Origin of the sequence: Flavisphingopyxis soli, from assembly GCF_007995095.1 — a bacterium.
In the GTDB taxonomy this organism is placed as follows: domain Bacteria; phylum Pseudomonadota; class Alphaproteobacteria; order Sphingomonadales; family Sphingomonadaceae; genus Flavisphingopyxis; species Flavisphingopyxis soli.
Map to the genome: position 1 here is coordinate 38468 of NZ_VOPY01000002.1, position 17255 is coordinate 55722.

The 17255-nt window shown below is 64.5% G+C and carries 15 protein-coding genes; 12 read left to right on the top strand and 3 right to left on the bottom strand.

The annotated features are described in order from the left end of the window. The first annotated feature begins 79 nt into the window (after nucleotides 1-79). The 4 genes from FSZ31_RS06765 (at nucleotide 80) to FSZ31_RS06780 (ending at nucleotide 5566) form a co-directional block, all read left to right on the top strand. Nucleotides 80-1957, top strand: a complete 1878-nt coding sequence (locus FSZ31_RS06765) for a peptide MFS transporter (protein WP_147123228.1) — start codon at nucleotides 80-82, stop codon at nucleotides 1955-1957. 97 nt (nucleotides 1958-2054) lie between these two features. Beyond that, complete coding sequence (locus FSZ31_RS06770; protein WP_147122632.1) at nucleotides 2055-3461, top strand: amidohydrolase; 1407 nt, start codon at nucleotides 2055-2057, stop codon at nucleotides 3459-3461. Continuing rightward, nucleotides 3458-4849, top strand: a complete 1392-nt coding sequence (locus FSZ31_RS06775) for an amidohydrolase family protein (protein WP_147122633.1) — start codon at nucleotides 3458-3460, stop codon at nucleotides 4847-4849. The genes FSZ31_RS06770 and FSZ31_RS06775 overlap by 4 nt, the downstream gene beginning before the upstream one ends. 27 nt (nucleotides 4850-4876) lie before the next feature. Next, nucleotides 4877-5566, top strand: coding sequence for an NnrU family protein (locus FSZ31_RS06780; RefSeq protein WP_236643712.1), 690 nt, complete (start codon nucleotides 4877-4879; stop codon nucleotides 5564-5566). Between the two features lie 6 nt (nucleotides 5567-5572). Here the strand turns inward: FSZ31_RS06780 and FSZ31_RS06785 are convergent, their stop codons facing one another. Then, the gene (locus FSZ31_RS06785; protein WP_147123229.1) at nucleotides 5573-6568 is read right to left on the bottom strand and encodes an aldo/keto reductase; all 996 of its coding nucleotides are present in this window, start codon (nucleotides 6566-6568) and stop codon (nucleotides 5573-5575) included. Next, nucleotides 6568-7866: a dicarboxylate/amino acid:cation symporter gene (locus FSZ31_RS06790; RefSeq protein ID WP_147122635.1), complete on the bottom strand. Its 1299-nt coding sequence runs from the start codon at nucleotides 7864-7866 to the stop codon at nucleotides 6568-6570. The genes FSZ31_RS06785 and FSZ31_RS06790 overlap by 1 nt, the downstream gene beginning before the upstream one ends. A gap of 129 nt (nucleotides 7867-7995) precedes the next feature. Between FSZ31_RS06790 and glmM the strand changes: the two genes are divergently transcribed. From glmM to folP, 5 genes are all read left to right on the top strand, one after another. Continuing rightward, nucleotides 7996-9336, top strand: coding sequence for a phosphoglucosamine mutase (gene glmM / locus FSZ31_RS06795; protein WP_147122636.1), 1341 nt, complete (start codon nucleotides 7996-7998; stop codon nucleotides 9334-9336). Further along, complete coding sequence (thiD, locus tag FSZ31_RS06800; RefSeq protein WP_147122637.1) at nucleotides 9333-10499, top strand: bifunctional hydroxymethylpyrimidine kinase/phosphomethylpyrimidine kinase; 1167 nt, start codon at nucleotides 9333-9335, stop codon at nucleotides 10497-10499. Before glmM ends, thiD begins: the two co-directional genes overlap by 4 nt. Before the next feature lie 7 nt (nucleotides 10500-10506). Continuing rightward, complete coding sequence (locus FSZ31_RS06805) at nucleotides 10507-11088, top strand: ribonuclease HII (protein ID WP_147122638.1); 582 nt, start codon at nucleotides 10507-10509, stop codon at nucleotides 11086-11088. A 201-nt stretch (nucleotides 11089-11289) separates the two neighbouring features. Continuing rightward, a complete protein-coding gene (locus FSZ31_RS06810) occupies nucleotides 11290-12423 on the top strand; it encodes a site-specific DNA-methyltransferase (protein WP_147122639.1) in 1134 nt (377 codons plus the stop codon). A 37-nt stretch (nucleotides 12424-12460) separates the two neighbouring features. Continuing rightward, nucleotides 12461-13579 carry a dihydropteroate synthase gene (gene folP, locus FSZ31_RS06815; RefSeq protein WP_147122640.1) on the top strand — a complete coding sequence of 373 codons (1119 nt, stop codon included), beginning with the start codon at nucleotides 12461-12463 and terminating at the stop codon, nucleotides 13577-13579. On the opposite strand, the gene FSZ31_RS06820 is transcribed toward folP, so the two are convergent. Further along, nucleotides 13576-15003, bottom strand: a complete 1428-nt coding sequence (locus FSZ31_RS06820) for a sigma-54-dependent transcriptional regulator (protein ID WP_147122641.1) — start codon at nucleotides 15001-15003, stop codon at nucleotides 13576-13578. The genes folP and FSZ31_RS06820 overlap by 4 nt on opposite strands. Nucleotides 15004-15195: 192 nt before the next feature. On the opposite strand from FSZ31_RS06820, the gene FSZ31_RS06825 reads away from it, so the two are divergent. From FSZ31_RS06825 to FSZ31_RS06835, 3 genes are all read left to right on the top strand, one after another. Further along, nucleotides 15196-15318 carry an aa3-type cytochrome c oxidase subunit IV gene (locus tag FSZ31_RS06825; protein WP_147122642.1) on the top strand — a complete coding sequence of 41 codons (123 nt, stop codon included), beginning with the start codon at nucleotides 15196-15198 and terminating at the stop codon, nucleotides 15316-15318. 13 nt (nucleotides 15319-15331) lie between these two features. Then, complete coding sequence (locus tag FSZ31_RS06830; RefSeq protein ID WP_147122643.1) at nucleotides 15332-16465, top strand: NAD(P) transhydrogenase subunit alpha; 1134 nt, start codon at nucleotides 15332-15334, stop codon at nucleotides 16463-16465. Between the two features lie 79 nt (nucleotides 16466-16544). Further along, nucleotides 16545-17183 (top strand): fasciclin domain-containing protein, encoded by a 639-nt coding sequence (locus FSZ31_RS06835; protein WP_147122644.1) that lies wholly within the window; start codon nucleotides 16545-16547, stop codon nucleotides 17181-17183. Nucleotides 17184-17255: the final 72 nt, after the last annotated feature.

The following is a 17255-nucleotide window of genomic DNA, read 5'->3' on the forward strand; positions in this document are numbered from 1 at the left end:
TAGCAGCATGAAAGATTTGCAACAACGCGCTTCACATGCCTGAAACTGTCGTTAGGGTGCGGCGCCAATGGCGCAATCAATGCGCACCGTATTCTATCCGGGAGGATGCACCTTGGACTTTCAACAAATCATCGTGGCGACGGCTTCCGTCTTCCTCGTGCTGCTATTGTTCGGCGGCTTTGCCATCGTTTCATCGAAAAAACCCGAGTTTGCGGGTCATCCGAAGGGGCTATACGTCCTCTTCTTCGCCGAAATGTGGGAGCGTTTCTCCTATTACGGCATGCGCGCGCTGCTGATCTTCTACCTGACTCAGCATTGGCTGTTCAGTGACGAAAAATCCTCGGTCATTTATGGTGCCTATACCGCGCTCGTCTATATCGCGCCGGTGCTTGGCGGCTATCTTGCCGACCGTTATCTGGGTCAGCGCAAGGCGGTTGCATTCGGCGCCCTGCTGCTGACCTTCGGCCATTTCCTGATGGCCTTTGAAGGCATGTCGGGGATCACCGATCCGCTCGTCAAACAGGCCGATCCCGCGATCAACATCTTCTGGCTTGCATTGAGCTTCATCATCGTCGGTTCGGGTTTCCTGAAGGCGAACATCTCGGTGATCGTCGGCCAGCTCTATCCGCGCACCGATATCCGCCGCGATGGCGCCTATACGATCTTCTACATGGGGATTAACGTCGGCGCAGCGGTCGGCACGATCATCGCCGGTTATCTGGGTCAGACCTATGGCTGGTCCTACGGCTTCGGCGCTGCCGGCATCGGCATGCTGCTCGGCCTCGTCGTCTTCACAATCTATCGCCCGCTGCTGCTCGGCAACGGCGAATCGAGCAACCCCGAGCGGCTGAACCAGCCCTTCATGGGGATCAAGTTCGAATGGGTTCTCTACCTGATTGGCTTCATCGCGGTCGCGGTGACGTGGTGGCTGGTGCAGAACCAAAATCTGGTTGGAAATGGGCTCGGCATCTTCGGCATCGCACTCGTTGCATACGTTCTTTATATCGCGATGTTCCAGATACCTTACGGCTCGTTCAACGCGTCGCCGAAAGGGCCATTGTTCATTTTCTTGGCAGGCGCTGTCTTAGCAATTGCGGGAATGCTGGGTAACGCCCTCGGCTACAACACCATCAATTTGGCATACGCTGGCGGGCTGGCGATGTTGGTTATCGTGTTCCAGCAGATTTTTTCGCATCCGAACGCGGACCGAGACAGGATTGTCGCGGCGATGTTCCTCATCTTCGGGTCGATCCTGTTCTGGGCACTGTTCGAACAGGCCGGTTCGTCGCTCAACCTGTTCACCGATCGCTATGTCGACCGGGCGGGCGTCGAGGCGTCGCTGTTCCAGTCGATCAACCCGATCTACATCATCCTGCTCGGACCGATCTTCGCCTATCTGTGGATCTGGCTCGGCAAGCGCGGTCTCGAACCTTCGGCTCCGGCCAAGTTCGGGCTGGGTCTGCTGCAGCTCGGACTCGGCTTTCTCGTCCTCGTCTGGGGTGCCGAAGCGGTCGGCATGGAGAATGCCACGCCGGTGATCTTCATCTTCCTCATCTACCTGCTGCACACGACCGGCGAATTGTGCCTGTCGCCGGTGGGTCTGAGCGCGATGAACCGGCTCGCCCCCGCCCACATGGCTTCGCTGATCATGGGCACGTGGTTCTTCGCTTCGGCGACGGGCAATTTCGTCGCCGGTCAAATCGCCGCGGCAACGGGTTCGGAAGCGGCCTCGGGCGAAGGCGCGGCGAAGGAAACCGTGCTCGCGGTCTATCAGCAGATCGGCCTGATCACGATCGGCGTCGCGGTGGCGGTGATCGTCATATCGCCGCTGATCAAGAAGCTGATGCATCTCGACACGCTCGAGGATGCCGAACCGGGCGATGCCCTGCTCGGCCAGGGCGAAGTCGGCGAGCCTCAGGCCGCCGGGGTTCACCCTGATACGCGTCCTCGCGGCTAATGTTTCACAAAAATTGAAACGGACGCAAAGCGCCGCTGGTCAACCGACCAGCGGCGCGTTACGCATTGGTCGGAAATTCAGGGGGAGTCGCGAAACGATGAGTGGATTGACCGGCCGCATGGCCTTGGCGCTGGCATCAGCGAGCCTGATGGCCGGATGCGCAACGACGGGCAGCAGCAATTCTTCACCTGCGGCATCGAGCAAGCCCAAGGCGGCAGGCTTCAACACCAATCCCTATCCGTCGACCTATCACGCCTATCCCGGCGGGCCGACGGCGATCACCAACGTCACGCTTTACGACGGCGAAGGCGGGCGGATCGATCGCGGCACATTGGTCTTTGCCGATGGCAAGCTCGTTGCGGCGGGCGATGCGACGACCGCGATCCCCGACGGAGCGCAGGTCATCGACGGCAGCGGCAAATATGCCACCCCGGGCGTGATCGATATCCACAGCCATCTTGGCGTTTATCCCTCGCCCGGCGTCGATGCCAATTCGGACGGCAACGAAGCGACCGACCCGACCACACCCGAAGTCTGGGCCGAACACAGCGTCTGGCCGCAGGATCCCGGTTTCAGCCGCGCGCTGGCCAATGGCGGGATCACCAGCTTGCAGATACTGCCCGGTTCGGCGAACCTGATGGGCGGCCGGTCGGTCGTGCTCAAGAACGTCGCCTCGCGTACCGTCCAGGGGATGAAGTTCCCCGGCGCGCCTTATGGCCTCAAAATGGCGTGCGGCGAAAATCCCAAGCGCGTTTACGGATCGCGCGGCCGGATGCCGTCGACGCGGATGGGCAATTTCGCGGTCAACAGAGAGACCTGGGCCAAGGCGGTCGAGTACAAGAAGAAACTCGATAGCGGCAAGGAGGTCAGCCGCGATCTTGCCATGGAAACCCTCGTCGGTGTGCTGTCGGGCGATATCCTCGTCCAGAACCACTGCTATCGCGCCGATGAAATGGCGCTCGTCATGGATATGGCCAAGGAATTCGGCTACCACGTTACCGCATTCCACCATGCGGTCGAAGCGTACAAGATCGCCGACCTGCTGCGCGACAACAATGTCTGCGCGGCGGTCTGGGCCGATTGGTGGGGCTTCAAGATGGAAGCTTATGACGCAATCCCCGAAAACGCCGCGCTGCTGCAGAATGCAGGCGCGTGCGTCATCATCCATTCGGACGACGAGAACCAGATCCAGCGGCTCAATCAGGAGGCAGCCAAGGCGCTCGCCGACGGACGCCGGATGGGGATCGAGATCAGCGACGCGACCGCGATCGGTTGGTTCACCTATAATCCTGCCAAGGCGCTCGGCATTGCGGACAAGACGGGCAGCCTGAAGCCCGGCAAGATGGCGGACGTCGTGCTGTGGAACGGCAATCCGCTGAGCGTGTATTCACGGCCCGAAAAGGTCTGGATCGATGGGGCATTGATGTACGATGCCGACGATCCGGCGCGCCATCCGGTCAGCGATTTCGAACTTGGTCAGCCCGGCGAAGGAGACGTCAAATGAGCATGCGTCGCAAATTCTTCACCGCTGTCGCCGTCTCGGGCCTCGTGTTCGCCGCGCCGGCGCTCGCCGAGACGATCGCCTTCACCAACGCCCGCGTCGTCATCGGTGACGGCAACGGTCCGATCGACGGCGGTACCGTCATCGTGCGTGACGGCCGCATCGTTGCCGCAGGTGCCAACGTCACGGTTCCCGCCGACGCGCGCATCGTCGATGCGTCGGGCAAATGGGTGACGCCGGGCATCGTCGCGGGCTTCAGCCGCGTCGGCCTGGTCGAGGTCGGTGCGGTCAGCGAAACCAACGACACGCAGGCAAACGGGTCGCCCTTCAGTGCCGCGCTCGACATCGCGCCCGCGATCAATCCCGCGACCTCCGCCATCGCGGTCAGCCGTGCTGCGGGCGTCACCCGTGCCGTCGTCGCGCCGGCGACCGCACGCAGCATCTTCGCTGGGCAGGGTGCGTTCATCGACCTCGGCGCCGATCCCAATCCGATCACCCGCGCTCGCGCTTTCCAGTTCGTCGAGCTTGGCGAAGAGGGCGCGCGCGATGCCGGTGGCAGCCGCACCTCGGCGCACGCGTTGTTTCGCAACGCTTTGCGCGAGGCCCGCGATTTCGGCAACCGCGCGAAGATCGCCGGCGGTTCGGCACGCGGCGAGCCGCTTTCGCAGGGCGACGATCTGCCGCCCGACGTGCGGATGACCGACACCAATGCCGAGCGGCCCAACGACGTGTTGCTGTCGCGCTTCGACGCTGCCGCGCTCGTCCCTGTCGTCACCGGTCGCCAGCCGCTCTACGTCCATGTCGAGCGCGCCAGCGACATTCGCGCGGTGCTCGCGCTGACCCGCGAATTTCCCAAGCTGCGGCTGGTGCTGGTCGGGGTCAGCGAAGGCTGGCTCGTTGCACGCGACATCGCCGCCGCCAAGGTGCCGGTGATTGCCAGCGCGCTCAACGACTTGCCCGCCGCTTTTGAAACGCTCGCCGCGACGCAATCGAACATCGGCCGGATGAAGGCCGCTGGCGTGACCGTCGCGATCGGCATGATCAACGACAACGATTCGCATCAGCTTCGCTACGAACCGCAATATGCCGGCAACCTCGTCGCGCTGCAGAAGGTCCCGGGCGCGACCGGACTGAGCTGGGGCGAGGCGTTTGCCGCAATCAGCTCGGTCCCCGCCGAGATCATGGGGCTCGGCAACCGCATCGGCAGCCTGAAGGCGGGCAATGTCGGTGATGTCGTCATCTGGGACGGCGATCCGCTCGAACTCAGCTCGGCGCCCATCGCGGTCTATATCGACGGAGTCGAACAGCCGCTCGACAACCACCAGACCAAGCTGCGCGACCGCTATCGCACACCGAGCGAGGGCGCTCTGCCGAAAGCCTACCAACGCTAATCTCCGGGGGGGGCAACGATGAACGCGATGACCGAACTAATTGTCGCGAGCCTGGCGTTTATCGGTACGCATCTCCTGCTGTCGCACCGGCTGCGCAATCCGCTCGTTGCGAAAATGGGCGAGGGGGCGTTTCGTGGCCTTTATGCCCTTATCGCACTGGCGACGCTGGGATGGACGGTGATCGCCTATCGCGCCGCGCCGGTTCATGCCGCCTATGTCGCAGGCGATACCCTGTGGATCGTCGCGAGCGCATTGATGTGGGTCGCCTCGATCCTTCTGATTGGCAGCTTCGCGGGCAATCCGGCACTGCCGTCGCCCGGTGCGCTGGCCGCGGCGACGCGCGCGCCCAGGGGCGTGTTCGCGATTACGCGCCATCCGATGATGTGGAGCTTTGCGATCTGGGCGCTGGTCCACCTGATGATCGCGCCCACGGCGCGCAACCATGTGTTGATGCCCGCGATCTTGGTCCTCGCGCTCGGCGGCGCGCTGGGGCAGGATATCAAGAAAGCGCGGCTGATCGGCGAGGCATGGCGCACCTGGTGCGGACGCACCGCCTTTATCCCGTTCGGCGCGCAGCTGCGCGGACAGTTGCGCTGGCACGCGGCGCTCCCGTCGCTGCCCGTGTTCCTGATTGCGACACTGTTCTGGCTCGGCGCGACCTATGGGCACGCCGATATGGGTGTGCCCGCCGCCGGTATCTGGCGCTGGGTCAGCTAGGGCGGATCAAAGCCGCACCATCTTCATGCCCTGTTCGCCGTAACGGTCGCCCGACGTCGCGCCGCGCGGCGCAGCGGAATCGAGCTTTACGAGGTCGGCAGGTGTCAGCGTGATATCGACCGCTTTCATGCTGTCACGCATCGTCTCGCGGCGCTTGGTCCCGGGGATGGGGACGATGTCGTCACCCTGGGCAAGCAACCAGGCGAGCGCGATCTGGGCCGCGCTGACATCCTTTTCATCGGCGATCTCGCGGACCGTGTCGACGATCGCGAAATTGCGCGCGGCATTCTCGTCGGACCAGCGCGGGTCGTTGTGGCGCCAGTCGTTTTCGGGAAGATCGTCCTTCGATTTGAACTGGCCCGTCAAGAAACCGCGGCCGAGCGGACTGTAGGGCACGAAGCCGATGCCGAGCTCGCGGCAGGTCGGCAGGATCTCGTCCTCGACATCGCGTTCCCACAGCGAATATTCGCTCTGCAGTGCGGCGATCGGATGGACCGATGCGGCCTTGCGCAGCGTTGCCGGCGCGGCTTCGCTGAGGCCGATATGGCGGATCTTTCCCTCGCGGACGAGGTCGGCCATCGCGCCGACGGTTTCCTCGATCGGCACGTTCGGATCGACGCGGTGCTGATAGAACAGGTCGATGGCCTCGATGCCGAGCCGCGTGAGCGACTCCTCGACGGTCTTGCGCGCATTGGCGGGGCTGCCATCGACCCCGGTGATCTGCTTGCCCTCGAACTTGAAGCCGAACTTGGTCGCGATGACCAGGCTGTCCCTTTTGCCTTTGATCGCGCGCCCGACGAGCTCCTCGTTCTGGAACGGGCCATAGATTTGTGCGGTGTCAAAGAAGGTGACGCCAAGGTCGATTGCTTCGTGGATCGTGGCGATCGCCTCTGCCGGGTCAGCGGCGGCGCCGTAAACGATGTTGCCTTCGGAAACCATCGGCATGCAGCCGATGCCGAGCGCCGATACCGTCAATCCATCGCCAAGATTGCGCGTGTTCATCATGTCGCCTGTCCTTTTATATCGGGGCCAAGATCGGGTGTGTGCTCGGCGACGGTGGCAGTGACCGCCATGTCCATCGTCACGTTACCAACCGTACGCATGATGTCGGGAAAGGTTTCGACCGCGACCAACAGCCCGAGCGGCTGAACGGGCAGCCCCATCGCCAGGTTGATCGGCGCGATCGAGCTGATGAAGCTGATCGATCCGGGCAGTGATACCGCGCCCATCGTTGTGATCGAGGCGACGACGACGCCCGCTGCCATCAGCGGCACCGTCAGCGGGATCGCCAGCCAGTGCGCGACATAGATCGCGACCGCGAGGTTCATCGCCGGACCCGTCGCGCGGAACAGCGCCACTGCGATCGGCAGGACGACGTCGACCTTGCGTTCGTCGATGCCGAGCGATTTGGACCCTTCGACCATCGCCGGGAGCGAGGCGAGCGAGCTTTGCGTCGAGACCGCAACCGCGTGCGCCGGGATCGCCGCGCGGACGAACGCGGCGAACGGCTGTCCGCCACCAACCCGCGCGAGGAGGAAGGCGCTGAGCCAGATGATCGTGCCAACCGCGGTGACGATCAGGACGTAATGCGCCAGCGCACCGAACGCCGCCGAACCCGCCTTGGCCCCGACGACCATCGCCAGCGCGAAAACGCCGATCGGCGCGATCATCAGCACCCAGCCGATGAGGATGATCATCGCGTCGGCAATCGCGGCGAAGAAATCGGCGACGGTGCGGCGCGGCCGGTCGGTCAGCTTGGACACCGCGAAGGCGAAGGCGAGGGTGAAGATCATCAGCGGCAGGATCGAATCCTTGGCGGCGGCGTCGATCGGGTTGGTCGGCACCATCGCGCGCAGGAAATCGCCGAACGGCGGGATGTCGCCGGTCGGGGCGGTCTGGCCGAGCGCGGCGGCAAGCGCTTGTGCCGCCTCGCGCGGCATCGGGAAGATGTCGAGCAACAGCGGGGTGACGATCGCCGCGATCACCGACGATGTCCACAATATCGCGACCATGATCAGCACCGCTTTCGCGGCAAAGGCGCCTGCGCGCGCGACCTTGGCGGTCTGGACGATGCCGACGATGAGCAGCGCAACGACCAGCGGCACGACGGTCATGCGCAGCGCGTTGAGCCACATCGTCCCGACGATATCGGCAATGTCGGTGACGCCTGGCGCCGAATTGCCGATCACTCCGCCAAGGATCAGCCCGACGACCAGTGCGCCCAATATCCACAAAGCGGGAACGCGGACCGCAGGGGTGGTCGATGGCGGTGGGGCAGCAGTGTGATCGTAATCTGTCATCGGCTATCCATGCCATGCGCCATCGGGTCGGGAAAGCGCGGATTTTGCGAGACGTCTGCGCACGATAGCTTGAATTTGGAAAGGTTTTGCCGATAGGACGCTGATCATGAACCACCGCGGGACCCAGCCATGACGCGCAGCTTTTTCGGTACCGACGGAATCCGCGGGCTGACCAACAGCCATCCGATGACCGCCGAGATCGCGATGAAGGTCGGCATGGCCGCGGGCGCGCATTTCCTGCGCGGCGGCCACAAGCACCGCGTCGTCGTCGGCAAGGACACGCGCCTGTCGGGCTATATGCTCGAAAACGCGATGGTTGCGGGCTTTACCAGCGTCGGCATGGACGTCATCCAGCTGGGTCCGATGCCGACCCCGGCAGTTGCGATGCTGGTGCGCGAGATGCGCGCGGACCTCGGTGTCATGATTTCGGCGAGCCACAATCCCTATCAGGACAACGGCATCAAGCTGTTCGGCCCCGACGGCTATAAATTGTCCGATGCCGATGAAGCCGCGATCGAGGGGCTGCTTGACGCGCCGCCACGGCTGGCCGATCCGTCGAATCTGGGCCGTGCGCGCCGGATCGAGGACGCGCGCGGTCGCTATATTCACGCGATCAAGGCGTCACTGCCCGAAAAATGTCGCTTCGACGGCCTCAAGGTCGTGATCGATTGTGCCAATGGCGCAGCCTATAACACCGCGCCGACGGCGATCTGGGAGCTCGGCGCCAACACTGTCGCAATCGGCATTTCGCCCAACGGACGGAACATCAACGACGGCTGCGGTTCGACGTCGCTCGATACGATCAAGCAACGCGTCCTGTTCGAAGAGGCCGATGTCGGCATAGCGCTCGACGGCGATGCCGACCGGCTGATCGTCGTCGATGAAAAGGGCCAGACGGTCGATGGCGACCAGATCATGGCGCTCATCGGCACGCGGCTGGCCCGCCAGGGTTTGCTGACCGGCGGTGGCATTGTTGCCACGGTGATGTCGAACCTCGGCCTCGAACGCTATCTCGAAGGCCAGGGGCTGACGCTCGAGCGCACCAAGGTCGGCGATCGCCACGTTCTTGAAAAGATGTGCGCTGGCGGTTTCAACGTCGGCGGTGAGCAATCGGGCCACATGATCCTGACCGACCATGCGACGACCGGCGACGGCACGATCGCCGCGCTTCAGGTGCTTGCAGCATTGGTCGAGGCGAAGCGACCAGCGAGCGAGGTGCTGCACCTGTTCGAACCCGTCCCGCAGCTGCTGCGCAACGTCCGCTACACGCAAGGCGACCCGCTTAATGCGGAGACAGTCCAGACCGCGATTGCCGAGGCCACCCGCGAAATCGACGGCAAGGGTCGGATACTCATCCGCAAATCGGGCACCGAGCCACTGATCCGGGTGATGGCCGAAGGCGACGACGAGGTGCAGGTCGAGGCGATCGTGTCGCGCATTTGCGCCGCGGTCGGCGAGGTGTCGGCATGACGCCGCGAATCCTCGTCATTGCCGGCTCGGATTCGGGCGGCGGCGCGGGCATCCAGGCCGATATCAAGACGATTACCATGCTTGGCGGCCACGCGATGACCGCGATTACGTCGGTCACCGCGCAGAACACCGTCGGCGTCGAGGCGGTCCACACGATCCCGACCGACATCGTTATCGCGCAGATCGATGCGGTCGTCCGCGACATCGGCGCAGATGCGGTCAAGATCGGCATGATCGGATCGGCCGAGACCGCGCGCGCGGTTGCCGAATATCTGCGCGACGCAAGCGAAGTGCCGATCGTTTTCGACCCCGTCATGGTCGCGACGAGCGGCGCTGCGCTGGCCGACGACGAGACGATTGCAGCATTCGGTGCGCTGATGGACCGGGCGACGATCGTTACGCCCAATCTGCCCGAACTGGCCGCGCTGGCCGGGGTCCACGGTCTCGAGGATCCCGTCGCCGCCGCGCTCAAGCTGGTGTCCGACCATCACTGCGCGGTGATGATCAAGGGCGGCCACGACGAGGGCGACGACCTGGTCGATGCGCTGATCGAAGAAGACAATATGACGAGCTGGCAGGGCAGCCGGATCGACACGCCGCATACGCACGGGACCGGCTGCACGCTGGCGAGCGCGATTGCGGTGTTCCTCGCCAATGGCTGCGAGCTGCCGACCGCGGTCAACCGCGCGCGCGAATTCGTTCGCCTGTCGCTGCTCGGTGCGCCCGGCCTCGGCCAGGGCAACGGGCCGATGGGGCAGGGCAGTGTTGCGGCGGGCTGGGGCACGGGCCTGCAGATGAACCAGGTGACCGTCTGCATGGACGATTACGAGGCGTCGACCGCCTTCTATTGCGGCCTGGGCCTCAAGCAGATCGTCGCCAACGCACCCGATTACGCGCGCTTCGAGGCGGCCGGCGGGGCGACGGTTTCGATTCATCACGATCCGCAGTTCCGCACCGCCGGCGGGACCACGATCTATTTCGAATGCCTTGACCTGGATGCTGAGGTCGAGCGGCTGGCGCTGAGCGGGCTCGACTTCGCGCAGCGCCCGACCGATCAGCCTTGGCTGTGGCGCGAGGCGCGGCTTTATGATCCATTCGGCAACACCATCTGCCTCTATCATGCGGGCGAAAACCGCCGTTACCCGCCGTGGCGGATCACGTGAGGCACCGATGATCGCAGGCGTCGACGAAGCGGGGCGCGGCCCGCTCGCCGGGCCGGTCGTAGCGGCCGCCGTCATTTTGTGCGGCAAGGACATTCGCGGCCTGGCCGATAGCAAGGTGCTTAAGGCGGAGCGGCGCGACACGCTCGCGACGCGCATTCGCGAGCGCTGCCCTGTCGGCGTTGGCATGGCGTCGGTCGAGGAGATCGACACGCTCAACATCTTTGGCGCGACGATGCTGGCGATGACGCGCGCGGTCGAGGCACTGTGCGACCGTATCGGCTGCGATCCCGTCCGCGTCCTCGTCGACGGCAACCTGACGCCTGCCGGGAGGCGTCCCGAATGGCGCTGGGAGGCGACCGCGATCGTCGGCGGCGATGCGACCGAACGGTGTATTTCGGCGGCATCGATCATCGCCAAGGAAACCCGCGATGCGATGATGCGCGAGGCCGAGCTGTGCCATCCCGGTTACGGCTTCGCGCGGCACAAGGGCTATGGCACGCCCGAACACCTCGCCGCGCTGCGAACGCGCGGGCCGTGTCCGATCCATCGGCGAAGTTTCGCCCCGGTCCGGCAACTCGCACTCCTTTAAACGCGATTAACCATCGGTGAGTCCTTGGAGTCACACCACTAGCACTGGTGGGCATGTCGGCAGGCTTGACTCCACATGTCGTGGGGGACTCGTTTCGTTCCCGCCGCGTTAACCATTTTGTGAGGCTCTACCGCTAAGCTTTTGACCTTGACCGCGGAGTCCGCTGCCAACAGTCTGGACCTCGAAACGAGGGGGATCGGCATGGGTGTGATTGAGAAACTACCGACACGGGTGCGCAAAGCAGCGCCCGCGCCGGCCGCGAAGAACCTGCCGCTGGGGCAGATCATCCAGGGCGATTGCATCGCCGTTATGGCCGCGCTGCCCGATGACAGCGTCGACATGATCTTCGCCGATCCGCCCTATAACCTCCAGCTTGGTGGCGACCTCTACCGGCCCGAAGGCGGCCGTGTCGATGCGGTCGACGACGACTGGGACAAGTTCGACACGCTCGCGATTTACGACAAGTTCACGCGGGCATGGCTCGCCGAAGCGCGCCGCATCCTGAAGCCCAACGGCTCGATCTGGGTGATCGGCAGCTATCACAACATCTTCCGCGTCGGCACCGCGATCCAGGACCAGGGCTTCTGGATTCTCAACGACATCGTCTGGCGCAAATCGAACCCGATGCCCAATTTCAAGGGCACGCGCTTCACCAACGCGCACGAGACGCTGATCTGGGCGTCGAAATCCGAAGGGTCGCGCTACACCTTCAATTACCGCGCGATGAAGACATTGAACGATGAGCTGCAGATGCGCTCGGACTGGCTGTTTCCCGTCTGTGGCGGACAGGAACGATTGAAGCGCGGCGGGAGCAAGGCGCATCCGACGCAAAAGCCGGAAGCATTGCTCTATCGCATCCTGCTCGCCGCGACCAAGCCCGGCGATGTCGTGCTCGACCCGTTTTTCGGTACCGGCACGACCGGCGCGGTGGCCAAACGCCTCGGCCGCGAATGGATCGGGATCGAGCGCGAAACCGATTATATCGAAGTTGCGAGCGAACGCATCGCCGCCGCCCTGCCGCTCGACGAGAGCGCGCTCAAAACGATGCAGTCGCCCAAGGCCGCGCCGCGCGTTGCATTCGGCACGCTCGTCGAGACGGGTTATCTGAAGGCAGGTAGCGAGATTTGCGATGCCAAGCGTCGCTGGCGCGCCGAAGTGCGCGCCGACGGATCGATCGAGTTCAACGGCGAAACCGGCTCGATCCACAAGATCGGTGCTGCGGTACAGAAGGCCCCGAGCTGCAACGGCTGGACCTTCTGGCACCATGAAACGGCCGACGGGTTGAAGCCGGTCGACACGCTGCGCCAGACCTATCTGCTCGCAACCGAACCCTGATCTTTTCGCCAGGGTCACGGGAGGCTAGGGCAAGGCCATGACCTATCCCGACATCCCCGCCGATGCCCGCCTCTATCTCGAGCCGGCCTGTTTCGTCGAACGGCCGCACGATCTCGACGGGCGCGTTGCGCGGATCGCGCGGTCGATGCTGTGGTTCGCCGGTTGGAGTGTGCGCTGGCGTGGGGCGGCGGGCAGCCCGAAACGGGATCAGGCGCTGATCCTAGTCGACGCCGCCGATGCATGGTTTGCGACCTTACCCGCACCGCTCGCTGAACAGGCCGAGCAGCAGCGCGCCGGTGTCGCTGCCGAGCGTGCGCCATTGACGCTTGGCGAACGCACGATCCGTTTCGACGAGGCGCGCGTGATGGGCGTCCTCAACCTGACTCCCGACAGTTTCTCCGACGGCGGCGCCCATGGCGGGACCGACGCCGCAGCCGATGCGGGCTTCGCGATGGCGAGTGCTGGCGCGAGCATTGTCGATGTCGGCGGGGAATCGACGCGGCCGGGCGCCAAGCCGGTCTGGGAAGGCGACGAGACCGCGCGCGTCGTGCCGGTTATCGAACGCCTCGCCAAAAGCGGCGTCGCGCTGTCGGTCGATACGCGCAAGGCGGCTGTCATGGAGGCCGCGCTCGGCGCGGGGGCGGGGATCGTCAACGACGTGTCGGCGCTGCTCTATGATGAGCGCGCGCTTGGCGTCGTGCGCGATGCGGGCTGCCCGGTGGTGCTAATGCACGCGCCGTCGCAATCGAGCGACCCGCACACGCACGACGGCTATGACGATGTCGTGCTCGACGTGTACGACTGGCTTGCCGAGCGCATCGCGGCGGTCGTCGCGGCGGGCATCGATCGGGCGCGAATCATCGTCGATCCAGGCATCGGGTTCGGCAAGAGCGTGACCGAGAACCTAGCAATCACCAACAGCCTGGCGCTGTTCCACACGCTCGGCTGTCCGCTGCTTTATGGCGCGAGCCGCAAGCGGATGATCGGGGCGATCGACGGCGAGGCTGAGGCGAACGACCGGCTCGGCGGATCGATCGCGCTGCATCTGCGGGCGGTTGAGCTGGGGGCGAACATCGTGCGCGTTCACGATGTGCGCGAGACGGTCCAGGCTCTCAAGACCTGGCGGGCGCTGCGCGATACCGCCTTGGTCGGCTAGGCCGCCGTATCGATACCGAGGTCGGCGAGCTTGCGATAGAGCGTCGAGCGGCCGATGCCGAGGCGGCGCGCGACTTCGCTCATCCGGCCACGATAATGGCCGATGGCGAGGCGGATGACGTCGGCTTCGATTTCCGACAGTGGGCGCAGATTGCCGTCGCATTCGTAAAGCGTGACGCCGATCCCGTCGGTCGGTTCGTTGCGGATATCGTCCGAGACGGGCGCGACGATCGTCGCCGCCTGGACGTTGGGCAGGTCGGCGAGGGTGATCGCATCGCTGGTGCAGGTCACCGCGGCGCGGAACAGGACGCCCTGCAACTGGCGGACATTGCCGGGCCAGTGATAGGCGCGCAGCAGGCGCAGCGCGTCGTCGCCGAGGCCGAGCGAGGGCATGCTGGGCAATTCGGCGAAGCGACCAAGGAAATGGCGAGACAATGACGCGATATCGCCTTCGCGCTCGCGCAGCGGGGGGATGCTGAGCTGGACCGTGGCGAGCTTGAAATAGAGGTCTTCGCGAAAGCGCCCGGCGGCACTGGCTGCGGCGAGGTCAACATTGCCCGCGGCGATGATCCGCGTATCGACTTCGCTGATCTGCTGGGCACCGAGCCGCGAGAAACGCCCCGTTTCGATCGCCTCGTAGACGCTGCGCTGGAGATCGTCGGGGAGAAGTTCGACATGGTCGATATAGAGCGTGCCGCCGTCGGCCGCGGAAAACTTGCCCTCGCTGCGGTCGAACGCGCCGGCAAAGGCGCCGCGTTCATGGCCGAACAGGCACGATCCGATCAGGCCCGGCTCGATCTCGGCACAGTCGACGACGACGAAGGCGTTGCGTGCACGCGGTGACGAGGCGTGGATCGCCTTGGCCAGTTGCAGCCGGCCGCTGCCGGTTTCGCCTGCGATGAGCAGCGGAACACGCGCTCGCGCCGCCTTGGCGGCGATGGCGAGCGCCGAACGATAGCCGGTCGATACGCCGATCATTTCGTCGAAATCGAGCTCGGCGCTGAATTTCTCGAACAGCGGGCGCAGTTCGCCGCGCATCCGTTTCTTGTCGATCAGCGCATCGAGCGCGGCGATCAGGCGTCCGGGGGTGGCGGGCTTGTGAAAGATGTCGGAGGCGCCCGCGCGCATCGCCGCCAATGCCTCGGCAGTCATGCCGGCGGTCATCAGCAGGATCGGCAGAGCGGGACGCGCAACGCGAAATTCGCGGACGAACAACTCGATTTCGGATTCGGGTCCCCAACTGTCGAGGATCACCGCGTCGAGCGCCATTCCATCCTGCGTGCCGAGCATCGCGAGCGCGGTTTCGGTGTCGCCGGCAAAGATCGTGCGCCAGCCGTCGCGCCCGGCAATTGCCGAAACCAGCCGCTGTTGCGACGGCTCGTCGTTGACGAGCATCAGCATTTTAACGCCCTGCGCAGTAGCCATCGAGTCCCCGCCCCAGAATTCTTTCCGGATTATCTCGGGAGAGCATAATCGGAGGGGGTAAAGACGCCCTTAAACATGCCTTCGCTTTTCGCGCGTCGATGCCCGTGCAGGGGGGACTTGAGGCGCACGGTCGGCGCGACTATGGCTGGAGGCTAACCGGGATTCGGAAAAGCCCGAACGATCGAGGGACATATGGCGCACAACGACATGAAACAGGCGGAAACCAGCTACGAAGGTTTCCTCAAGATGCTCAAGATGCTGACGATCGCGTCGATCGTCGTGGCGATTATCGCCATCCTGCTGATCACCAGTTGAGCGCGGCGCGGGCGTGAAGATAGCGATCGTCAAGGAAACCGAACGCGGCGAAACGCGCGTCGCGGCCACGCCCGAGACCGTCAAGAAATACATTGCGCTGGGCGCCGACGTCGCGGTCGAGGCGGGGGCGGGCATGTCCGCGTCGATCGCCGACGCCGATTATGCCGAGGCTGGCGCAGCGGTCGCCGACCGCAGTGCTACGCTGAAAAATGCCGGCATCGTGCTGGCCATTCGCGGACCCGATCCGGCGGCGCTTGATGGCGTCGCCAAGGGGGCGTGGATTGTCGCGGGTCTCGATCCGGTCGGCCAACGCGCGCGTGTCGACGGCTATGCCGCGGCGGGGGTCGAGGCGCTCGCGATGGAATGGATGCCGCGCATCACCCGCGCGCAATCAATGGATATCCTATCGAGCCAGGCCAACCTCGCAGGCTACAAGGCAGTCCTCGAAGCGGCGGCGCATTACGGGCGCGCCTTTCCGATGATGATGACCGCGGCGGGCACCGTCAGCGCGGCCAAGGTCTTCGTCATGGGGGTCGGCGTCGCCGGGCTGCAGGCGATCGCCACCGCGCGGCGACTGGGCGCGCAGGTCAGCGCGACCGATGTGCGTTCGGCGACCAAGGAGCAGATCCTCTCGCTCGGCGCCAAGCCGATCTTCGTCGAAAACGTCGCCGGGATCGAAGGCGAGGGCAGCGGCGGCTATGCCACCGAGATGTCCGACGAGTACAAGGCGGCGCAGGCCGAACTGGTGTCGAAGCACATCGCCAAGCAGGACATCGTCATTACCACCGCGCTGATCCCCGGACGCGCGGCACCGCGGCTGATATCCGATGCGCAGCTGGCGACCATGCGTGAGGGCAGCGTTGTCGTCGACCTCGCTGCCGAAGCGGGCGGCAATGTCGAGGGAGCGGTCGCGGGCGAAGCGGTCAGGAAACACGGCGTGACGATCGTCGGCGCGGATAACATGGCGGGCAAGCTCGCCGCCGACACATCGGCGCTGTTTTCGCGCAACCTGTATAATTTCCTCAACGCCTATTGGGACAAGGACGCGGGGCGTCCGGTCCTGCCCGACGACGACGAGGTGACGCAGGCGATCCGCCTGACGAGGGATGGCAAGGTCGTCAACGAGCGGCTGACAAGCGCCGCCTGACTGCGCCCGTTTTCAAGTGCATCCTTTTTTCTCGGTGGACGTAGCTTCGGCCTCTTCCCCCGACACGAAGGATGTTTTCATGCGTACACCACTGTTTCTGACCGCCGCCAGCGTCGCCCTGATCGGGCTTTCGGGCTGTTCGTCCGATCCTGCCGAGACGCCGACCAACACGGCCACCGCCGACGATGGCATGATGAACGCCGAGATGGCAGGCAATGGCAACATGGCCAGCACGACGACGATGGTCGGCGGCGTGGAGATGTTCCCCGACAAGACAATCGTCGACAATGCGGTCAATTCGCCGATCCACACGACGCTGGTCGCAGCGATCAAGCAGGCGGGCCTTGTCGAGACGCTGTCGGGTGCCGGACCGTTCACCGTCTTCGCGCCGACCGACACCGCCTTTGCCGCGCTCCCCGCCGGCACTGTCGACGGGCTGTTGAAGCCCGATGCCAAGCCGACGCTGACCAAGGTACTGACCTATCACGTCGTCCCGGGCAGGCTGACCGCAGCCGATCTCGCCGGCAAGATCAAGGCCGGCGGCGGCAAGGCGACGCTGACCACGGTCGAAGGCGAACCGCTGACGCTGACCAGCGACGGAACGACGATCACGATTACCGGCGTGGGCGGCAGCAAGGCGACCGTCAACCAGGCCGATGTGCTGCAGTCGAACGGCGTCATCCACGTCGTCGACGGGGTCCTCCTGCCCAAAATGTAACCCCGCAATGATGGAAAATATCGGGCGTCCGTTCTCCACCGGACGCCCTTTTTCTCGGATTTGCCCTTGATG